This window comes from Flavonifractor sp. An92, assembly GCF_002159175.1.
Classification (GTDB): Bacteria; Bacillota; Clostridia; order Oscillospirales; family Oscillospiraceae; genus Pseudoflavonifractor_A.
In genome coordinates, this window is sequence record NZ_NFGZ01000019.1 from 38,703 (window position 1) to 57,495 (window position 18,793).

General features: G+C 64.4%; 13 protein-coding genes. 7 read left to right on the plus strand and 6 right to left on the minus strand.

Annotation, left to right across the window (positions count from 1 at the left end; genetic code table 11):
* Positions 1 to 169: 169 nt before the first annotated feature.
* Both B5G43_RS12190 and B5G43_RS12195 read right to left on the minus strand, forming a co-directional pair.
* Positions 170 to 2,656 (minus strand): S8 family serine peptidase, encoded by a 2,487-nt coding sequence (locus B5G43_RS12190; protein WP_087261774.1) that lies wholly within the window; start codon positions 2,654 to 2,656, stop codon positions 170 to 172.
* Positions 2,657 to 2,717: 61 nt separating this feature from the next.
* Positions 2,718 to 5,195 (minus strand): S8 family serine peptidase, encoded by a 2,478-nt coding sequence (locus B5G43_RS12195; protein WP_087261776.1) that lies wholly within the window; start codon positions 5,193 to 5,195, stop codon positions 2,718 to 2,720.
* A gap of 420 nt (positions 5,196 to 5,615) precedes the next feature.
* Here B5G43_RS12195 and B5G43_RS12200 point away from each other — a divergent pair, with 420 nt between their 5' ends.
* From B5G43_RS12200 to B5G43_RS12210, 3 genes are read left to right on the plus strand one after another with little or no spacing between them, the layout of a single operon-like run.
* Positions 5,616 to 7,961 carry a hypothetical protein gene (locus B5G43_RS12200; protein ID WP_087261778.1) on the plus strand — a complete coding sequence of 782 codons (2,346 nt, stop codon included), beginning with the start codon at positions 5,616 to 5,618 and terminating at the stop codon, positions 7,959 to 7,961.
* A gap of 6 nt (positions 7,962 to 7,967) precedes the next feature.
* Complete coding sequence (locus B5G43_RS12205; RefSeq protein ID WP_087261781.1) at positions 7,968 to 9,230, plus strand: hypothetical protein; 1,263 nt, start codon at positions 7,968 to 7,970, stop codon at positions 9,228 to 9,230.
* A gap of 9 nt (positions 9,231 to 9,239) precedes the next feature.
* The gene (locus tag B5G43_RS12210) at positions 9,240 to 9,674 is read left to right on the plus strand and encodes a cupin domain-containing protein (RefSeq protein WP_087261784.1); all 435 of its coding nucleotides are present in this window, start codon (positions 9,240 to 9,242) and stop codon (positions 9,672 to 9,674) included.
* Between the two features lie 89 nt (positions 9,675 to 9,763).
* Here B5G43_RS12210 and B5G43_RS12215 read toward each other — a convergent pair whose 3' ends face one another.
* The 4 genes from B5G43_RS12215 to B5G43_RS12230 form a co-directional block, all read right to left on the minus strand.
* Complete coding sequence (locus B5G43_RS12215) at positions 9,764 to 10,711, minus strand: alpha/beta hydrolase (protein WP_087261786.1); 948 nt, start codon at positions 10,709 to 10,711, stop codon at positions 9,764 to 9,766.
* Positions 10,712 to 10,799: 88 nt separating this feature from the next.
* A complete protein-coding gene (locus B5G43_RS12220; RefSeq protein ID WP_242960560.1) occupies positions 10,800 to 11,267 on the minus strand; it encodes a TspO/MBR family protein in 468 nt (155 codons plus the stop codon).
* Positions 11,268 to 11,278: 11 nt separating this feature from the next.
* On the minus strand, positions 11,279 to 11,716 hold the full coding sequence (locus B5G43_RS12225) for a DUF308 domain-containing protein (protein WP_087261790.1): 438 nt from the start codon (positions 11,714 to 11,716) through the stop codon (positions 11,279 to 11,281).
* Between the two features lie 161 nt (positions 11,717 to 11,877).
* Entirely contained in the window at positions 11,878 to 12,585 is a 708-nt protein-coding gene (locus B5G43_RS12230) for a Crp/Fnr family transcriptional regulator (protein ID WP_087261792.1), read from the minus strand.
* 183 nt (positions 12,586 to 12,768) lie between these two features.
* Here B5G43_RS12230 and B5G43_RS12235 point away from each other — a divergent pair, with 183 nt between their 5' ends.
* The 4 genes from B5G43_RS12235 (at position 12,769) to B5G43_RS12250 (ending at position 18,741) form a co-directional block, all read left to right on the plus strand.
* On the plus strand, positions 12,769 to 15,342 hold the full coding sequence (locus B5G43_RS12235) for an S-layer homology domain-containing protein (protein WP_158097426.1): 2,574 nt from the start codon (positions 12,769 to 12,771) through the stop codon (positions 15,340 to 15,342).
* A 120-nt stretch (positions 15,343 to 15,462) separates the two neighbouring features.
* On the plus strand, positions 15,463 to 17,208 hold the full coding sequence (locus tag B5G43_RS12240) for an oleate hydratase (RefSeq protein ID WP_087261796.1): 1,746 nt from the start codon (positions 15,463 to 15,465) through the stop codon (positions 17,206 to 17,208).
* Between the two features lie 82 nt (positions 17,209 to 17,290).
* On the plus strand, positions 17,291 to 17,848 hold the full coding sequence (locus B5G43_RS12245) for a DUF308 domain-containing protein (protein ID WP_087261798.1): 558 nt from the start codon (positions 17,291 to 17,293) through the stop codon (positions 17,846 to 17,848).
* 170 nt (positions 17,849 to 18,018) lie between these two features.
* Positions 18,019 to 18,741: a putative ABC transporter permease gene (locus B5G43_RS12250; RefSeq protein WP_087261800.1), complete on the plus strand. Its 723-nt coding sequence runs from the start codon at positions 18,019 to 18,021 to the stop codon at positions 18,739 to 18,741.
* Positions 18,742 to 18,793 lie beyond the last annotated feature (52 nt).

Below are 18,793 nucleotides of genomic sequence, written 5' to 3' on the forward strand. Positions count from 1 at the left end.
CGCCGGGGCGAAGTGGTGGGAATGATGTCGTATTCCAGCACGGAACATCAGCTCCTGTATTTCCAAAAATAGGTCAGCTAATATTCCTATTATACCCGTTTTCCAGCGGAAGGGCAACTGTACGGCGGGGCGGAGGACACAAAAGGCCAAAGATCTCCGACCGGTGTATTCAGGTGAGGTGGAGCTGGAAGACACAGTCCACCAGCGATGCGCCGGTGTAGAAGCGGTCGGGCTCGAAGAGGGAGAAGCTGGCGAGATAGGTGCCCGGCTCCACCCCCTCCAGCTGGGCGGTGTCCAGAAGCTGGAGCACCGTCCCGGTGCCGCTGTCCACATAGCAGGAGGCGTATTCCAGCCAGGCGCCGTCCACATAGATGCCGCACCAGAGGACCAGCGGGGTGTCCATCTGGGGGGTGTCCAGCTCCAGCTCATAGCTGCCCACGTCGCCCAGGGAGAGCGTTCTGGGCCCGCTGCGGATGGAGAGCGCGAAGTCCGAATTGTTCACATGGGATACGCGCACCCGGCAGGAGGCGGACACGCCGTTGCTGGCGGAGGCGGTGATGAGGCAGTCCCCCTCGCCCAATGCGTGGACAGTGCCGTTTTTCACCGTGGCCACCTCCGGATTGCTGGTACTCCATGTGATACGGGTATCCGCCGCGTCATAGGGATAGGCCACGGCGGTGAGGGTGGTCTGTTGGTCCACCCGCAGCAGCAGGGAGGAGGCACTGAGGGCCACCTTTTCCACCTCGGTCTCGCCGGCAGGGGTGGCCTCCACCGTCACGGCCAGGGGCTCTGGGAGGGCGATGCCGCTCACTGACGCCCGGGAACAGACCAAGTAGGCGCTGCCCGCTCCCGCGGCGGTGAGGCTGCCGTCAGGCTCCACGGTGACCACCGACTCGTCGGTGGAGTAGATCCGGCTCTCCGCCGTGGCATCCACCTCATAGGAGCCGTCCTGGGTGACGTAGTGGGCCAGCAGTTGGATGGAGGTCTGCTTTCCCTCGGTGAGCTCCACCCGAGTGTGGGACCAGCGGAAGGAGGTCAGCCGGGGCGTCTCCTCCGGTTCGGGGTCGGGCGTGGGCTCTGGGGAGGGCGTGGGAGACGGGGTGGGCGTCGGTGTGGGGGTGGGCTCCGGCTGGGCTTCCCGCAGGTCCAGCACGCCCGCGCCGGTGCCTGCCTGGCTGAGCGGTGTGGCGTAAGCTTTCAGTTCTTCCTCCAGCGCGGCGGGCATATACGCATTGGCCGTCAGCAGCACCGCTCCCGCCGCCGCCACCAGCGGGGCGGAAAAGCTGGTGCCCGAGTCGGTATACATTCCGCCGGAGGGGGCCTGTCCGGTGATCCCCACTCCGGGAGCGCAGAGGTCCACACTGTCTCCGGCGTTGGAGAAGTCCGCCAGACGGTCATTCTGGTCGGTGGCGGCCACTACGATGGCGTCCTCACACCGCGCCGGGGAGAAGAGGGCGGTGTCGGTCCTGCTGTTTCCGGCGGCGGCCACCACCGCCATGCCCCCGGCCGTGACCTCCTCCACCACCGCGTCAAAGAGGTCGTTTGCTCCCAGGGTGAAGCTCAGGTTGGCCAGGTCGGCCCCCGCCTCCGCGGCGTAGAGCAGTCCGGCGGAGAGGACGGAGAGCTGGGCGTGGCCCAGGGTACCGTCGGCGGAAAAGAGGCGCACCGGAAGAAGGGTTACGCACTCCGGGGTGTAGGCGGCGATGAGCGAAGCGACAAAGGTGCCATGACCGCTGGGGTCAGCACTCACTCCTTCCCGGCCGGTCTGGAAGTCAAAGCCGTCCAGCACCCGGCCGGGGAAGAGGTTCGGATTGATGCCGGTGTCCAGCACCGCCACCGTGACCGGGCGGCTCCCCGCCTGCGTCTTTCCAAAGTCCGAAAGGCCAGTGCGCTGATTCTCCCAACTGCCGGAAATGCCGCCGGAGAGGACTGCCTCGGTCTGGGCGTCCGGGGTGACCAAAAGGTCCTGTCCCTCCAGGACCTCCTGGGCCCGGGCAGTGGAGGCCTCATCGGCAAAGGACAGCACCCACAGCCCGCCGCCCAGGTCCAGGGCCTGCTCCGCGTCCACCGCGTCCAGGTCGTCCCGCTCCGCGCCCATCACCAGCAGGCGTCTGCTCGCATAGGTGGAGACGACGGTAGCGGTCTCCGTGTCAGGGTCCCAGTCCACCTGGCAGTCCAGGGCCTCCGTGATGCCCCGCACCGGGAGGTAGGTGCGCTCCTCGTGGAAGCAGGGGGCCACGTCCAGCTCTACGGCCTCGCCGTCCACCAGCAGGGTGTTGTCGCCCGCCTCCAGTTGGACGGTGCGGCCCTGGGAATAGATGGTGACAGTGTTGCCGCCCTCGTACGTGATCTCGCCGCCCATGCTCTCCACCAGCGCCCGGGCGGGCAGGAGCGTCCGCTCCGCTACCACCAGCGGGGCGGTGTCCCGGCCCGGGTCGATATCCACACTCTCGCGCTTCCCGGCGTTGTCGGTGACGGTCATAGTCGTCTCACCCACAGTGAAGGAGAGGGCGGCGGTGTCGGACTGGTTTTCCGCCACCAGGGCGGCCAGGTCCTCATAGACTTCCGTGTCCACCTCCGCGGCCCGGGCGGAGGGCGCGGGCAGGAGGGCAGTCAGCACACACAGCGCCAGGACGGCGGAGCACAGGCGTTTCATCTTCGTTCCACCTTTCTCAGAGTACGGGGGGCGCGGAGAGAATCTCCGCGCCCCGAGGGTGTTACTTCACGTCCAGCAGGAGGAGGGGGGGCAGCTCCAGCTCCACATTGGGTATTTTTTCCAGCCAAAGGTAGCAGGTACCGCTGCCCACGGCGGTGAGCTTGCCGTTTTTAATAGTGGCCACGCTCTCGTCGCTGGAGAAGGGCACACATTCGCTGGTCAGGTCCACCAGCGCGCCGGAGGTGGTCTCGCCGTAAATGGCGATCTGGACGCTGCGGCCCTTGGAGAGGCTCAGGGAGTCGATGGCCGAGTCCACGCTGGTGTTGTCCTGCTTGATGGCCCAGAAGAGCCGCTGATAGGTCTCAGGCTGAGGCTCCGGCTGGGCGGCAGAGACCACCACAGGGATGGGGGTAGGCACAGAGATGTTTGCGCTGGTGCCAGCGAAAGCAAAGACCAGCAGAGTGCTGCCCTCCTTGCGGCCGTAAACCAGGTTGCCGTCCACCTCCGCAATGGAGGGATCGGCCAGGTAGAGCTTGGAGCTGCGGGTGACATCCTGCTCGCTGCCGTCGTCATAGACCGCATAGAGAGCGATGGACGCACCCTGGCCCACCTCCATCTCCAGGCGGCTGGCGCTCCAGCGGTAGGCCACGATTTTCTTGGAAGGTTCGGGCTGTTCCGGGGTCTCCTTGGCGGTCACCGTGACCGGCACAGGAGCGGGGATGGAGATGCCAGCCGCGGATGCCATGGAGAGGTAGGTGCTTCCGGCCTGCTTGGCAGTGACGGTACCGTCGGAGGCTACCGTGGCCACACTGATATCGGTACAATACAGGCCGCTCTTGCTGGTGACGTCGGCGGTGGAGCCGTCGCTGTACTGGGCGGTGACGGTGATCCGGGCGGTCTCGCCTTCGGCCAGGGACAGCTTATCCACCGAGTAGGTGTAGGCCACCACTTTCTTCTCCGGTTCAGGGGTGACAGGGGTGGAGCCGCCGGGGAGCTCCGCTTTGCTGAGGTCTAGGATGCCGTTGCGGGCGGACTGTTTCAGGGCGTCCTCCACCTGAGCAGGGGAAATTTCATGATCAAAAAGGTAAAAAACGGCAGATGCGGCACTGACATGGGGCGCGGACATCGACGTGCCGTTCAGGGACTTGAGAGAACCACCGGGCACATAGGCCTTGATGTTCACACCGGGAGCTTTGATATCCACCGAATTACCATAATTAGAAAAATACGCCTGTTTATCGGAGCTGTCTACCGCGCCAACGCAGATGACGCCACGCTCCGTCCCGAGATGACTGGGGCAGTAGTACTTGGCGTCCGAGGATTCGTTGCCCGCGCTGACCACCACTGTGGTGCCCTTGGCAACGGCGCGCTCAATGGCCTGGTCCAGCACGGTGGAGCTGGTCTTGGGGCCGCCCAGGGACAGGTTGATGACGTCCGCGCCCTGCTCCGCGGCGTAGCTCACACCGGCGACCACCTGAGAGGTGGAGCCGCCGCCGTTCTCATCCAGAACGCGCACGGCCAGAATGTCCACATCCAGATCGCCGACACAGTCCACAATCGTACTGGCAATATGGGTGCCGTGGTAGTGCTCATCGTCGGGGTCGGAATCGCCGTCGACGAAATCCCGGCCATTGACCACCCGGCCTTTCAGCGCCGAAATGCTGTCGTCCACACCGGTGTCCACCACCGCAACGAGGGCATCGCCGGTAAGCTGTCCGGCGTTGTTATCAATGAATTCGTTAAACGCCGATTTGTCCACACCCCAGGAGTTGTGGCCGCCGCTGGCGGAGACGCTGGAGCCGGTCAGGTCCTCCACGGGGGGGATGTACAAGTCGCCGGAAGCCGTGTAGCCCCTGGCCTGGAGGGCCTCACAGGCCTCCTTCGCCTCCGTGGGGCTGCCGTACTGGAGCACCCACAGGGAGCCGCCGTTGTGCAGCACCGTCTCCGCGCCCAGAGTGTCGGGCTGGGTGTCGGACCACACCAGCACCCGGGCGGTCTGCCAGGGAGCGGTGATGAGGATGCTCTGGCTCTCCTGCACCCACTGGACATCCATCCCCAAAGTCTCGCTCACGAGCCGGATGGGCACATAGGTGCGGTTGTTGTAGGCGGTGGTGGGGGTATCGCTGGCGATGGACACGCCGTCCAGGCGGATAGCCTTCTCGCCCACCACGCAGGAGATCTCCTCCCCCTGGGGGGTGGTGATCAGAACCGTCTGGGTGCCAGAGTCAAAGTCCACCCTGGCTCCCGCCTGTTCGGCTACGTAGCGGATGGGCAAGAGGACGCGACTGGTGGATACTTCCACCATGGGCGCCACATCCATGGCAATGGTACGGCCGTCCACCTCGAGATTCCTCGAGCCCAAAGTCAGCTTCATCGACCCAAAGAAGTAGGGCTCGTGGGTGTCCTCCACCAGCCGGGCCAGGTCGGCGGCGAAGGAGGCAGAGCTGCCGGCGGCGCCAGCGGCGGGGAGGGTCCCCACCAGCAGGGTCAGGACCAGCAGCACAGGGGCAAAGCGGTGCATCAATTTGCGGAACTTCATGTTCAATCCTCCTATCTATTCACAAAAGCACATAGGTCCGGGGAAATCAGGGGCCAGGGGGCGGGGACGGGTCCTCACCCCCTTCCCGGCGCGGCCGGAGCCGCCGTCGGGCCCCTTTTATTCGGAACCCGGAACGCTGGGGCGGGATACGGCCTGGACGGACCCGCCGCACCTCTTCCGGGCGGTCCGGCATGGAAAATCGGTGATTTCTCATGTGGATCATCCTTTCTTTTGGATGGTTTTATTGTATAAAATCGAGGGGGAAGTGTCGCCCTCACTTGTGCTTCACTTTCTGCATTCAGCTTACCGGAACGGCCTTTGAAAAGCTAGGAAAGCGGATGGTAAGAATCCGGTAAGCGATGGAAAGCAGATGCCTCCGGTTGGAAATTGTGTTATAATCGGGGAAAAGGGGGTGGCGACATGCTGGACAACACCTTCCTCCACCATTACCTGCAAGGCCTGTCGGGAAACAGTACCCAGGCCATCGCGGAGGAGCTGTACCTGTTCGACCGCAACGCCGTCCAGCGCTGGAGCAGCGGCAACAAAGGGCGGGCCTGGTGGCCGCGGCTGGCCGATTGGCGCGGCAATGCGGAGCACCTGGGGAACCAACAGCTCCCCGATGGCTTCGACCTTTCCCAGCGGCTCCATGAGGTGGTCCGGGCGTATGTCCGGCAGTTCCGGAGCGACAGCGAGGAGGAGGCTTATCACTGCCTGCTGGACGCCTGCCGGGACTGGCTCATCGACCCGGCGGAGTGTACCCGGCTGGAGGAGATAAAGGACCTGGACCAGGCCTTAGAGTATGTCATCCAGCGGGCCATCCAGGCCGCCGACCGGCATGAGCCCACGCAGCGGTCTTACCGGGAGCGGTTCACCTTCCCGAAGGATCTGAGCGAGGAGGACATCCGTGCCGCCGCGGCCTACTACGACCAGCGGGCGGAATTTCAACGCCTGGTCCAGGCCCAGGACTGGGAAGGGGCCTACACCGCCGGAGAGGACTTCTGGCGCTTTTTAAGGGGAAATGCCGACCGTCTTTCCCTGAGCCTGCCTGATGTGGGCTATGCCCCTGACCGCAAGAACCACCGGGCTCTCTCGCCCGCCCTGTGCGCGATACCGAAGGATGGGCTGCCACTCTTCTGCGCCCGGCACCGGCTGGAACAGGGGGAGCTGCTCCTCCGCTGGTCCCGGGAGAAGGATTCCAACACTGCGCAGCAGCTGCGGCGCCTGGAGGCCCTGGAGGTCCTGGCGGAGGCGGAAACGCTGGCCCAGCAGGCAGCGGGTATGGAGAACATCCTGCTAGAGAGCACCTGCAAAGGGACGCCGCCCCTCTCCCCTGTTCTCCAGGCCCAGGCGCAGCTGGACCGGGCGGAGCTCTTTTTGGATCTGGACTGCCCGGACTGGCCGGCGGAGGACCGGAACCGCTGTGCACTGGACCCGGCGGAGGCCGCGATAAAGGCGGCAGAACCGCTCCTCTCCGGTGGGCACACCCCCGCACTGGAGGAGCGCCGGACGCGGATTCAGGAAATTCTGAATACCCGCCGGGCCCCCGCGGTTTCCTGTCCGGCAGAAGTCCCTCCGGCAGAGGCCACGCCTATTTACAGTCCCGCCTTTGACAGCGCTGCCGCAGCCGAGCGGGACAACCAGGAGGACCTGGAGCTTCTCCTCTTCCAGCTCTCCGCCAGCAGCCGCACGGTGCTCTTCACCCTCCCCCAGGTGATGGACAACCGCTATCTGCTCTCTCTGCTCCACCACAGCGGCTTTCGCAGCCTCTGCCAGAGCGGCGTGGCAGCCCTCTCCGCCTTCACCCCCCAGGGCCAGGACCCGATTCTGGACCCAGCGGAGTATCTGCTCCAGAGTCTCCAGAATGAGAAGTTCTGCTTTTCCGCCTCCCCGTGGCTGGCGCAGGAGGCGGTACGGCAGGCGGTGGGCTGGGGGATCGCGGAGCATCGCCCCTTCCGCTCGGTGGCGCCGGAGCTCCCGGACGCGTCCCGGGCGGAGCTGGAGGAGCTGTACGGGGCCTACCGCCTGGCCTCGGAGGTCTTTCGGCCCTCCCTCATCCGTACCTTCCACCAGGACACCACCGTCTCCCGGCGCACTGCTCCTCCGGCGGTGACCCTGCCCCAGGAGATCCAAAGCCGCATTAACGCGCTGTGGGAGGATGAGGAACACCTCTCCCTCCCGGGGCGGGCGGCGCTGCTGACCCAGGCCCAGGCGCTTCAGAAGGCGGCGGAGGCGGAAGGGCTTCGATTCCGCAGCGACTACCGTGCCGCACTGGACCGGTGGCGGAATGAAGCGGCGTATGCTGAGCGGGAGCTGGACTTTTTCCGTGCCCTGGTGGACGGGTGCTACTCGGCCAATCTGGGCCGTCGGGCCTGTCCGGCCCTCTACGACCAGCCGGTGGACCCTCTGCTGTGCCTCCACGCCGTGGACGGACCGGCGGAGCGCCGGGGGGACTCCAGCGGCGCGGTGCGCTATGCCTTCCGGCTCTACCGGGACCGGCGGTCCGGAACGCGCACCCTGCTGGACTGGCAGAACATCACGGAAGTGGCCCTGACGGCCCGAAGGCTGGAGTTGGAGCGGCAGTCGCCCGCCCAGAAGGAGACCCGGCTGGGGCTGGGCTTCCTGGACACCGAGGGCGGCGCCCTGTGCAGTGACTTCCAGGGCAAGACCACCTCCGGCCACACCACCCGGCTCACTCAGGACGCCGGGACGCAGGAGATGCAGTCGGAGCTGTATCTGGCCGGGAAAAACGAATCGATACGGAGGTAAGGACACATGCCGGGAAGATCGCGGCAGGCTAATCTGTTTTTCATCCTCAATAATGCCATACGGGGGGCTATCGCCGAGAGCCTGGGGCGCCCCTGCACCTGGGGGACCTACTGTCTGGAACTGTACGGCTGGCTGGAGGATTTTGCAAATCGGGTGGAGCGGCTCCGCTCTGCCGATGAGAAGGCCTGCAATCAGTATCTCAACGACCTGTCCTACAATGCCCTGGTGAAGCTCAGCAAGAAAGACGACGGCGTGAGCCTGCTGGACACCTCGAGCCCCTATCTGCTGGAATTCCGGGGCGGCAAGAAGGTGCTCTACCGCCCGCTGAACCAGCCCTCCGTCCGCCGGAAGGCGGCGGAGCATCTGAAGCGCTGGTATGGGGACCGCTTCTCCGCCCTGGCTCCGGAGAACTGCCTCGACCTGGTGCGCCCCGGCGTTGAGGCCCTGCGCTCCGGCGGGATGGAGCTGCCCGACGCCTGCGGCGTCTTTGAGCGCTGGCAGGGGGAGGCGGAGCGGGGGGAGCGGGACCCCTACGACCTGTGGGCCGCCCTGCTCATCTACGCCCAGACCGAGCTTCTGCCGGTGGAGGGCGGACCCGCCCTTCGGACCGGGGGGACGGCCAATGTCCACATGGCCTCCAAGGGGGAGATCGAGAGCCGCTTCTCGCTGGAAGAGCGGTACCTGAACGCCAAGCGGCTGGTGGTCATCAATTACGCCGGCACATCCTTTCTGGCCGGGCGGATGGTGACCACCGAGACCCACAGCGACTGGGACATCTTTTTCCTCAATCTCTCACGGGGCGGCACGGAGGTGCGCATCGTCCTCACCGATCCGGACTCCCACGCGGCCGAGGACGCTGCACGCTATAAAATGCGCCCCCGCACCCTGATGGAGGACTGCCCGCTGGACCGGATTATTGGGCGGAACATCCACACGCTGCGGGATCTGGTCTGGCGGTATCCGGAGTGCGATCTGCGCTGTTTCCTCACCGAGGTGGCCCTCCCCTGCGCCTATCTGAAGGCGGAATTTGACGACCCGGACCGGGACAATCTCAAGGTGGATCTCTATCTCCCCTCTTTCACCGAATACGGCCCGGCGGTGGAGGTGCGCCCCGGCCGGCGGGAACAGACCGTGCTGGACGAGAGCCAGTGCGACAACCGCCTGCGGCAGAGTTTTCTCATCTTCCGGAAAGAGCAGCCGGAGCTCTATCAGAGCTTTTCAGACAACATGGAGCAGATCCTGGCCCACAGCCGGGAGCTGGAACTTTAGGAGGTGCCTATGGAACGCAGCGAACACGAACTCTGTCTCTTCCGCCGGGAGGACGTGGAGCAGGCCACGGAGGTCCACTTCCGGCAGTATTTCTGTGGAAATCTCCGCCTGCCTCAGGAGCTGGACTTTATCCGCACCGCCGACCTGGAGATCGGCATCAGCCGGTACGACCACTTTGCCGCCGACCAGCCCCACGCCCACGCCCGCACGCCGGACATGGTGTATGTCCTGGAGGGGGAATATCACATCCGCCTGCCGGAGGAGGGAAAAGACCTGATCCTGCGGGCGGGGGATTTCCTCAGCATCCCCCCGAAAACCCCCTACGCCTCCAAGGCCCGGGCGGGCACCCGGGTGCTCTTTGTGAAACAGACCCCGGAAAACGACAAGCTCCCCTATCCGCCGGACGACGCACTCCGCCGCTGGCTGGAGGAAGAGCCGGTGTGAGCGGGAAGCCATGAACCGTACAGCAAACGGCACGTGCCGAATCAAACGTTTGATTCGGCACGTGCCGTTGTCTTTGCCTGCGGACAGATTCAGCAGCCCAGCTGCCGGAGAAATTCCGCCATCGCGGTCATGGCCTCTCCCGCGCTCTTGAGGGGGAACATCTGGAACACATGCCACATGTCCGGCCAGCTCTGGAGGACACAGGGGACCTCCGCCGAGATCAGCGCCTGCTGGAGCCCCTTGGAATCGGAGTAGAGGATCTCCCGCTCGCCCACCTGGATCAGGGTGGGCGGCAGGCCGGACAGGTCTGCAAACAGGGGGGAGAACTGGGGGAGGCTGTAATCGGTCTCCGGGGCGTAGGCGCGGCGCACCGACTGGATGTAGTGGTTGGTCAGCATGGGGTCCAGTTCCTCCCGCTGGGTGTAGGACTCGCCGCTGGCCGTCATATCCGTCCAGGGGGAGAAGAGGACCAGCCGTCCGGGGAGGAGCCGCCCCTCCGCCTTCAGGGCGAGGGTCAGCTCCAGCGCCAGATTTCCGCCCGCGGAGTGCCCGGCCAGGATCACGTTCTTGGCGCCCCAGCCCTGGTGCATGAGGGATTCCCACGCCTTTAGCGCGTCCTCCAGCGCGGCCGGATAGGGGAACTCCGGGGCCAGCCGGTACTGGAAGGCCAGGACCTCGCAGCCCGTCGCGCTGGCCATTTTCGCGGCCAGCACTCTGGCGTAGCCCGGGTTTCCGCTGGTGTATCCGCCGCCGTGGCAGTAGAGGATCACGTTGTTGTGACTGTGGCCCCGCTCCGGGCGGACCCAGGCCATGGGCATCCCGTCCAGGACGAAGGGCTCCCAGCTGAAGCCGATGGGCGGGGACATGAGCCGCCCCAGGACCTCCTGGCCCTTGCGCTGGTAGGCCAGATCTTTGGCGTCCATGGAGTCCGGCGAGGTGGTGCTGCGGACGGTCTTGAGGGCCGCCATCATGGCGTCGGTGAGCTTCTGGTTGAGGCGTTCTGCGGTCTCCTGGGGGCGATTGAGGGTCGTGTTCATAGGATAATCCACCTTTCCTGTGGTCTGTATTCAGAATAACACGGCGGCGTCCGAGATACGGTTGTACCGCCAACGGGGCCGTGATTGTTTAGGGATTGAGCCGCCAGATCACCAGATTGAGGTAGCCCGCATAGCTGACCCAGAGAAAATAGGGCACCTGCAGCCAGGCGGCGGCGGGGCTGGCCGAGTCGAACACCATCATCATGAGGAAAATGGACACCCACAGAAGGCACAGGCAGATCAGCGCGCCCAGATAGGCTCCGGCCCCGAAGAACAGCAGGCTCCAGGCCGCGTTCAGCGCCAGCTGGACACACCAGAGCACGAAGGCAGTCCTGTGCTCCGTGCCCACCCGCCGCAGTACCAGGGCGAGGCCGATGCCCATCAGCAGGTACAGCACCGTCCACACCACTGGAAACAGGGCCCCCGGCGGGGTCAGAGGCGATTTTTCCAGCAGCGGATAGACCGTCTCCAGGCCGGTGCGGGCGAAATAGCCGGACAGAGTTCCCACACTCAGCGCCAGAAGGGGGAAGAACAGGAAGCCTCGTTTTTTCATCATCGTCTCCTTCGTCAAGACGCCCGGGAATGGGCTCCGCGCCGGACCGACCAGTGCCGGAACAACAGGGTGACAGCGGCGGCCAGGAAATAGATGCCCCACACCGTCGTCAGGGCAAACCAGCTGACGATGGGGTTGAAGAACATCAGCAGGCTCAACAGATAGTTCAGGACCCCGCTCACCAGCATCCAGACGCTGCGGAGCTCTTTTGCGGCCAAAAAGAAGGCAGCGGCCTGGGAGATCCCGTAGAGCAACAGCGCGGCCGTCAGGAAGAAGGCGAAACTCACGCCGGCGGCCAGGGGAAAGGCCAGCGCGGTGAGGCCGAGGACGGCCAGGAGCAGCGCGGAGAGCAGCTCCATGCTGCGGCTCCTTCCGGGTTCCAGGTTCTGCGCGTCCAAGGGCTGGTACTCGGCGTCCAGCACCGTGTCCATTCTGTGATTGTTCCGGTCCATAGGCGACCCCTCTCCAAATCAAACTGGCTCGGATGCGGCGCGGCGGATTCCGCCCGGCATCTGAACTGTATCCAGCATACCAGAGGGACTGGGTTGGAACGGTTGTTTGAACAACCAAATCAAAAAATGCTCCGGAGACCGATTGCGTCTCCGGAGCATTTTTATTGATTGGGGTCCCGCTCTTCTTCGGTGATGGGCATTTCGATGAGAAGCTCAAATTTGCTCTTCTCGAATTTCAAAAGCCCCTCGTCCCGCATTTTGCACAGCTCGTTGGACATGGCGCTGCGGTCCACAAAGAGGAAGTCGGCCATATCCTGCCGGTTCAGCGGGATGGAGAAGGTGCGTCTGCCCGCCTTGTGGAACTCCCCGGACAGGTAGTCCTGCAGGCGCTCCCGGGTGGAGCGGCGGATGCTGTCCTCCAGCTTGCGGGTCAGACGGTGGGCCTGCTGGGCCACCGCCAGGGTGAGGTTCTGCAAAAACCGGATCTGGACCGGGGCGGTCAGCACGTGCTGGCGCAGCAGCTGGCTGACATTGAGAAAGAGGATCTCGGTCTCGGTGGTGGCCTCCGCTGAGATGTGCAGCCGGTAATCTCCGATGGCGTTCAGCAGGCCGATGGCCTCGCCCGTGCCCAGATTTTCCATCAGATTGCTGTTTCCGTTGGCGTCAATGTGGAACAAGTGGAGATTTCCCGACAGGATCACCCCCACCTGGGTCATGGGATCTCCGTCCCGCATCACCAGCGTGCGCTTGGGATAGACCCTGCGGTGGGAGGCGATGGTCCCCAGCGCCTCCAGGATCTCGCGGTCCTCCATGTTGCGAAACAGCAGCCCTTTTTTCAAAACGGCAAGCATCGTTTCCTGGTCCATCATATCCGCTTCGCCCCTTTTCAACCAAGATGTAGATAAGATAACGATAGCCAAAACCGGGGAGCTTGTCAATTGTGTGACATGGCATTTTCGTTGTACAGACAACCGATTTTCCACCGTCCAGGGCCCATAATCCACTCAGCGGACCAGTCAGACCGTTCGCCATTTGAAAAGGAGAATTTGTCTATGAAGGTATGGAAAAAAGGCATTTTTCTGGTGTTGACGCTGGGAATGACGGGAGGGATGTTCCTGACCGGAACCGCCCAGGCGCTGGACGTCCCCGTCGACAGCAGCACCTTCCCCGACCCGGCGTTTCTGAGCTATGTCCAGAAGCGGGATACGGACGGGGACGGGCTCCTGTCCCAGTCCGAGCGGGACGCGGTTACCCAAATGGACCTGCGCAAGCTGGGCATTCAGGATCTGAGCGGCCTGGAGTGGTTTTCGGCCCTGGAATCGCTGAATTGCAGCGAGAATGATCTGGTCAGCCTGGAGCTGGCGGATTTTCCGGCGCTGACCTCCCTGACCTGCAACGAAAATACCAGACTGACCGAACTGACGCTGAGCGGCGTGCCCGCGCTGGAGCAGCTCCACTGCTTCGACAGCGGCCTCTCCCAGCTGGATCTGCACGGCGTACCCAATCTGACCTACTTCGTCTGGGGCGGAAGCCCGTTGGAGGAGCTGGATCTCAGTGGGAACCCCAATCTGCACACCCTCCATGTCCTGGGGGGCAACCTGACCCATGCGGACCTGTCCCACAACGAAAAGCTGGACACCCTCTTGTGGAACCACACCTGGATCGAGACGCTGGACCTGTCCCACCAGACCGAGCTGACCTATCTGAACTGCACCGACAACCACCTCACCGCCCTGGATCTCAGCGGCAATGAGAAGCTGGAGACGGTGTACGCCGGGAACAACCGCCTGCTGGCCATCCGGCTGCCCCAGGACAGCGTGTCCTTCTGCGACCTGAGCGGCCAGCGCCCGGTCCCCGTCTCGCTGACCCAGGGAGAAAATACAGTTTCGCTCACCGACCTGGTCCCCTGGATGGACCCGGGCCAGGTCAGTGCGGTCAGCGGCGGGACCCTGGAGGGGGACCGCATCCGGCTGGATGCCCCCAACCAGAGCATTACCTACCGCTATACCGACGGAGCGGCCACCCTGGACGCCGCTCTGGAGGTCACGGGGGAGAATGGATGGCTGGTGCCTCTGCACCTGGAAAACTGGACCTATGGTGAGAACCCGGCCACGCCCCAGGCGCAGCCGACTTTTGGAACGGCGGTCTTTTCCTATGGCGCCTCGCCCCAGGGGCCTTTTCAGCCGGAGCCGCCCACCACGGCGGGCACCTGGTACGTCCGGGCTACCGTGGAGGGGACTGACCAGTATGAGGGCCTGGAGGCGGTGGCCCCCTTCCGCATCGAGCCGGCCGTGCCCGAGTATCAGCCCCCGGAGGTGAAATACGCCACCTATGGAGATTTCCTGGCGGAGATTGCCCTGGAACCCCAGTTTTCCTGGGAGGACGGGGAACTTCGGGTGGGTAATGTGGGGACACAGACCCATCTGGCCCGCTACACGCCGCTGGACCTGATCGACTATCAGGTGGTGGAGCACATCCCGGTCCAGATCGAGGTCGCCCCCTATGACGGCACCCGGCTGCCCATTCCCCCCATCGGCAGCCGCGAGGAGGCGGAAAACCTGGTCATCCGGCACGGGGACTGGGTGCTGCAAAAAGGGGTAGACTATGAGACCACGCTGGAGGACCAGGGCGAAAATGTACAGGTCACCATCCGCTTTCAGGGCAATTATACGGGAACGGTCCTGCGGACCTTTGACCGGGAGACCGGGACCGGCGGCGGAAGTACGGCAAACACGTTCTGGATCTCCGCCCAGGCGACGGCGGGCGGGAGCATGACCCCCAGCGGGAAACTCCGGGTCATGGAGGGGGACACCCCCAGCTTCACCATCACGCCCCGGGAGGGCTACCGGCTCCAGGATGTTCTGGTGGACGGCCGGTCTGTGGGAGCGGTGACCACCTATCGCTTTGCGCCCGTGACCGCATCCCACACCATCTCCGCCCGGTTTGTCCCCCTGAATAGCGGGCCGTCCCCGGAGGAGACCGGCGTGGCGGACCTGCTGGAAACTCAGTCCCATCACGCCTATGTGTTCGGCTATCCCGATGGCCGCTTTGGCCCTGACGACCCCATGACCCGGGCGCAGGCGGCCCAGATCTTTTACTCTCTCTTGAAGGATAAAGACGTCCCCATCGCGGCGGGCTTTTCCGATGTGACCGCCGACGCCTGGTATGCCCGGGCCGTCAACACCCTGGCGTCGCTGGGGAAGGTGGCCGGCGTGGGGGAGGGAAAATTCCTGCCCGACCGGCCTATCACCCGGGCGGAATTTGTGACCATGGCCATGGGCTTTGCCCGCCCCGCGTCCGGTGCGGCCTGCGCCTTCCCTGATGTGGGACCGGAGGACTGGTTTTACGATGCGGTCATGGGTGCGGCGGAGTACGGCTGGATCTCCGGCTGTCCCGACGGGAGCTTTGCCCCCCAGCGCCTGGTGACCCGGGGAGAGGCCGTTTCCATCCTCAACCGGATGCTGGACCGCCGGGCCGACCGGGCCTTCCTGGACGAGCACGCCGACGTGCGGAGGTTCCCGGATGTGCCGGCATCCCACTGGGCCTTTGACGCGATCTGCGAAGGGGCCAATTCCCACGACTATCAGCGGACCGACGGAGGGGAGGTATGGGAAGGTCTGCTGTAAAGAAAGAAATACCACCCCGTTGTACAGACAACCTACTATTTGTGCCCCGTGGGCTATGATAGGTACAGAAGGAACAAACCACCAGCCAAAACGCTGGAATATCGATTAGGAGAACGGATTATGTACTATACCAATGGAAATTACGAAGCATTTGCCCGCCCCCGCAAGCCCAAGGACGTGGACTTCAAGTCCGCCTGGCTGGTGGGCTCCGGCCTGGCCAGTCTGTCCGCCGCCGCCTTTCTGATCCGGGACGGCCAGATGCCCGGCGACCACATCCACATCCTGGAGGAGGCCGCCCTCCCGGGCGGCGCCTGCGACGGCCTGCGGATGGAGGAGCTGGGCTTCGTCATCCGGGGCGGCCGGGAGATGGAGAGCCACTACGAGTGCCTGTGGGACCTGTACCGCTCCATTCCCTCCCTGGAGGTGGAGGGAGCCAGCGTGCTGGACGAGTTCTACTGGCTGAACAAGGACGACCCCAATTTCTCCAGGAACCGCGCCACCCTCCAGCAGGGGGAAAGCGCCAACACGGGGAACCGGTTCGAGCTCAGTGACGAGGCGGCCTTGCAGCTCATGCGCCTCTTCTTCACCCCGGACGAGGACCTCTACGACAAGACCATTGACGACGTGCTGGACGAGTCTTTTTACCGGTCCAACTTCTGGCTCTACTGGCAGACCATGTTCGCCTTCGAGAAGTGGCACTCCGCGCTGGAAATGAAGCTGTATCTGCAGCGCTTCCTCCACCACATCGGCGGGCTGCCCGACCTGTCGGCCCTGAAGTTCACCAAGTACAACCAGTACGAATCCCTCATCCTTCCCCTGGTGGCCTACCTGAAGGAGCACGGCGTCCGGTTCGAGTACGGGGTGAAGGTGACCAACGTCCTCTTCCACTTCCTGCCCGACAAGAAACTGGCCCACCAGCTGGTCCTGCTCCGCAATGGGAAGGAGGAGGTACTGGAGCTGACGGAACACGACCTGGTGTTCGTCACCAACGGCTCCTGCACCGAGGGCTCCGCCCTGGGGGACAACGAGCACCCGCCCCGCCTGACGGTGGAGGATGGCGAGGGCTCCAGCTGGACCCTGTGGAAGCACATCGCGGTCCAGAATCCCCTCTTTGGCCGCCCGGAGAAATTCTGCTCCGACATCGAGGCCACCAAGTGGGAGTCGGCCACCGTCACCCTGCTGGATGACCGCATCGCCCCCTACATCCAGGACATCTGCCAGCGGGACCCCTATGCCGGCAAGGTAGTCACCGGCGGCATCGTCACCGTCAAGGACTCCGCCTGGCTGATGAGCTGGACCTTCAACCGCCAGCCCCATTTCAAAGAGCAGCCCAAGGGGCAGCTGGTGGGGTGGATCTACGGCCTCTATCCCGACGAGCCCGGCGATTTTGTGGGCAAGCCCATGGCGGAGTGTACCGGCGCCGAGATCTGCATGGAGTGGCTGTACCACCTGGGCGTGCCGGAAAACCTCATTGAGGAGCTGGCCCGGGAGAGCGCCAGTACCGTTCCCTGCATGATGCCCTACGTCACCGCCTTCTTCATGCCCCGCGCGGCCGGTGACCGCCCCAACGTGGTGCCCGAGGGCTGCGTCAACTTCGCCTTCCTGGGCCAGTTCGCCCAGACCGAGCGGGACACCATTTTCACCACCGAATACTCCGTCCGCACGGCCATGGAGGCCGTCTACACTCTGCTGGATGTGGAGCGGGGCGTGCCGGAGGTCTACGCTTCCGTCTACGACATCCGCAGCCTCCTCAACGCCGCCCACTACCTGCTGGACGGCCGGAAGCTGACCGAAATGAAGCTCCCGCTGCCCCTCAAGGTGGCCATGCACGCCGGACTGGACAAGCTGGACGGCACCACGATCTAGGAACTGCTCCGCCGCTACGGCTTGATCTGAGCGGCCGCCCATCCTGACTGCACTTCGTTCTGATATCAAGGAGGTAACTACTATGACACTGCAATTCTTCTGGTCCCGGACAGCCTCTGTCTGGATCGCGCTGCTCTACATGGCCCTGGGGATCCCCCTGCTCCTCTTCCCGGGGCTCAGCGGCTCCGTCTTTGTGTGGGCCCTGGCCGGAGGGGCCGCCGTCTACGGCATCAGCCACCTGTGGCGGTATCTCCAGGCCCGTAAATCCGGACAGGCCTCCGGCGGAGATCTCTTCCTCACCGTCCTCCCGCTGGCCTTCTCCGTCTTTGCCATCGCCTGGCCCCAGGACATCCTCGCCTTCCTGCCGCTGGTGCTGGGTTCCCTCCTGCTGGTGGACGGCGTGGGGAAACTCCCCCTGGTCCTCGCCGCCACCCATTCCAGAAACTCCGTCTTTGTCCCCCTGCTCCTCTCCTCCCTGATCCCACTGGTCCTGGGACTCCTGCTGGTCATCAATCCCTTCCACGCCGCTCAGATCGTCATCATGGTCTTTGGCGCGGCCCTGCTGGCCGACGGGATCAGCGACCTGACCACGGCCCTCCTGTCCCGCAAGTCGGATGCCGGAGGAAAAGCCCCGGACTGACCGTCCGCTTCTGCCTGAAAACCAGGACGCCCCCGGGCGTCCTGGTTTTCTAATCACCGCTTTCCGGTCCGGTTGCGTGGACAACCGAGTATTCCGCCCCCCAATGGTACCATGGTCTTAACCAAAAGAGTGTCTCGGACCCACGGGTACCGGGACCGGAAAGTAGGAAAATGATGACCACCTTTCTCGTTTTGATGGCCTTTTTCACCGTCCTTGTATTTTCCCGCGTGGCCGCGAAAGGACCCTTTCGAGTGCCCCGCCTGGGCTGGCAGAACTGGTTTTTCCTGTTCCTGAGCAGCTCCTTCCTGGGGTGCCTGTTTGAAATGGTTTTCGTGTGGCTGGGCACCGGCGTCCTTATGAGCCGCAGCAGCCTGCTCTACGGCGCGGTCAGCATCGTCTGGGGCCTGGGCGCAGTGCTGATGCTCCTGGTCCTCTACCCGCTGCGGCGGTACGGGGGCTGGGCGGTGTTTGCAAGCGGCGCGGTGCTGGGCGGCAGCTTTGAGTACCTGGCCAGCCTGCTTCTGGAGCGGGTCTACCACCGCCTGTTCTGGGACTACTCCCACATCCCCTTCAACCTGGACGGCCGCACCAACCTGCTGTACGCCGCCTTCTGGGGGCTGGCCGGTGTGGCGTGGGGCTACTGGCTGGTGCCGCGGCTGCTGAAGCGGCTGGAGCACCTCCCGCCCAAGGGGGGACGGGTGGCCGCCACCGCGCTGGCGCTCCTCCTGACCATGGACATGGGGCTCTCGGCCGCCGCCTTCCTCCGGATGGAGGAGCGCAGCCACGGACTGGCGCCCAGCAACCGCCTGGAGCTGGCCCTGGATACCTGGTACGACGACGGCACCATGCAGCGGCGCTATCAGAACATGACGCAGCCGCTCTCCGCGCCGTGACTGGCGCAAACGAACGCACCCCCGGCGCGGGCGTGAGGGCCCCCCCGGGGGG

Bases quoted from the DNA above. Each gene is read 5' to 3' on its own strand.
- B5G43_RS12240 (WP_087261796.1), top strand. From the start codon at position 15,463: ATGTACTATACCAATGGAAATTACGAAGCATTTGCCCGCCCCCGCAAG.
- B5G43_RS12245 (WP_087261798.1), top strand. From the start codon at position 17,291: ATGACACTGCAATTCTTCTGGTCCCGGACAGCCTCTGTCTGGATCGCG.
- B5G43_RS12190 (WP_087261774.1), bottom strand. From the start codon at position 2,656: ATGAAACGCCTGTGCTCCGCCGTCCTGGCGCTGTGTGTGCTGACTGCC.
- B5G43_RS12225 (WP_087261790.1), bottom strand. From the start codon at position 11,716: ATGGACCGGAACAATCACAGAATGGACACGGTGCTGGACGCCGAGTAC.
- B5G43_RS12195 (WP_087261776.1), bottom strand. From the start codon at position 5,195: ATGAAGTTCCGCAAATTGATGCACCGCTTTGCCCCTGTGCTGCTGGTC.
- B5G43_RS12215 (WP_087261786.1), bottom strand. From the start codon at position 10,711: ATGAACACGACCCTCAATCGCCCCCAGGAGACCGCAGAACGCCTCAAC.
- B5G43_RS12235 (WP_158097426.1), top strand. From the start codon at position 12,769: ATGAAGGTATGGAAAAAAGGCATTTTTCTGGTGTTGACGCTGGGAATG.
- B5G43_RS12220 (WP_242960560.1), bottom strand. From the start codon at position 11,267: ATGATGAAAAAACGAGGCTTCCTGTTCTTCCCCCTTCTGGCGCTGAGT.
- B5G43_RS12205 (WP_087261781.1), top strand. From the start codon at position 7,968: ATGCCGGGAAGATCGCGGCAGGCTAATCTGTTTTTCATCCTCAATAAT.
- B5G43_RS12210 (WP_087261784.1), top strand. From the start codon at position 9,240: ATGGAACGCAGCGAACACGAACTCTGTCTCTTCCGCCGGGAGGACGTG.
- B5G43_RS12200 (WP_087261778.1), top strand. From the start codon at position 5,616: ATGCTGGACAACACCTTCCTCCACCATTACCTGCAAGGCCTGTCGGGA.
- B5G43_RS12250 (WP_087261800.1), top strand. From the start codon at position 18,019: ATGATGACCACCTTTCTCGTTTTGATGGCCTTTTTCACCGTCCTTGTA.
- B5G43_RS12230 (WP_087261792.1), bottom strand. From the start codon at position 12,585: ATGATGGACCAGGAAACGATGCTTGCCGTTTTGAAAAAAGGGCTGCTG.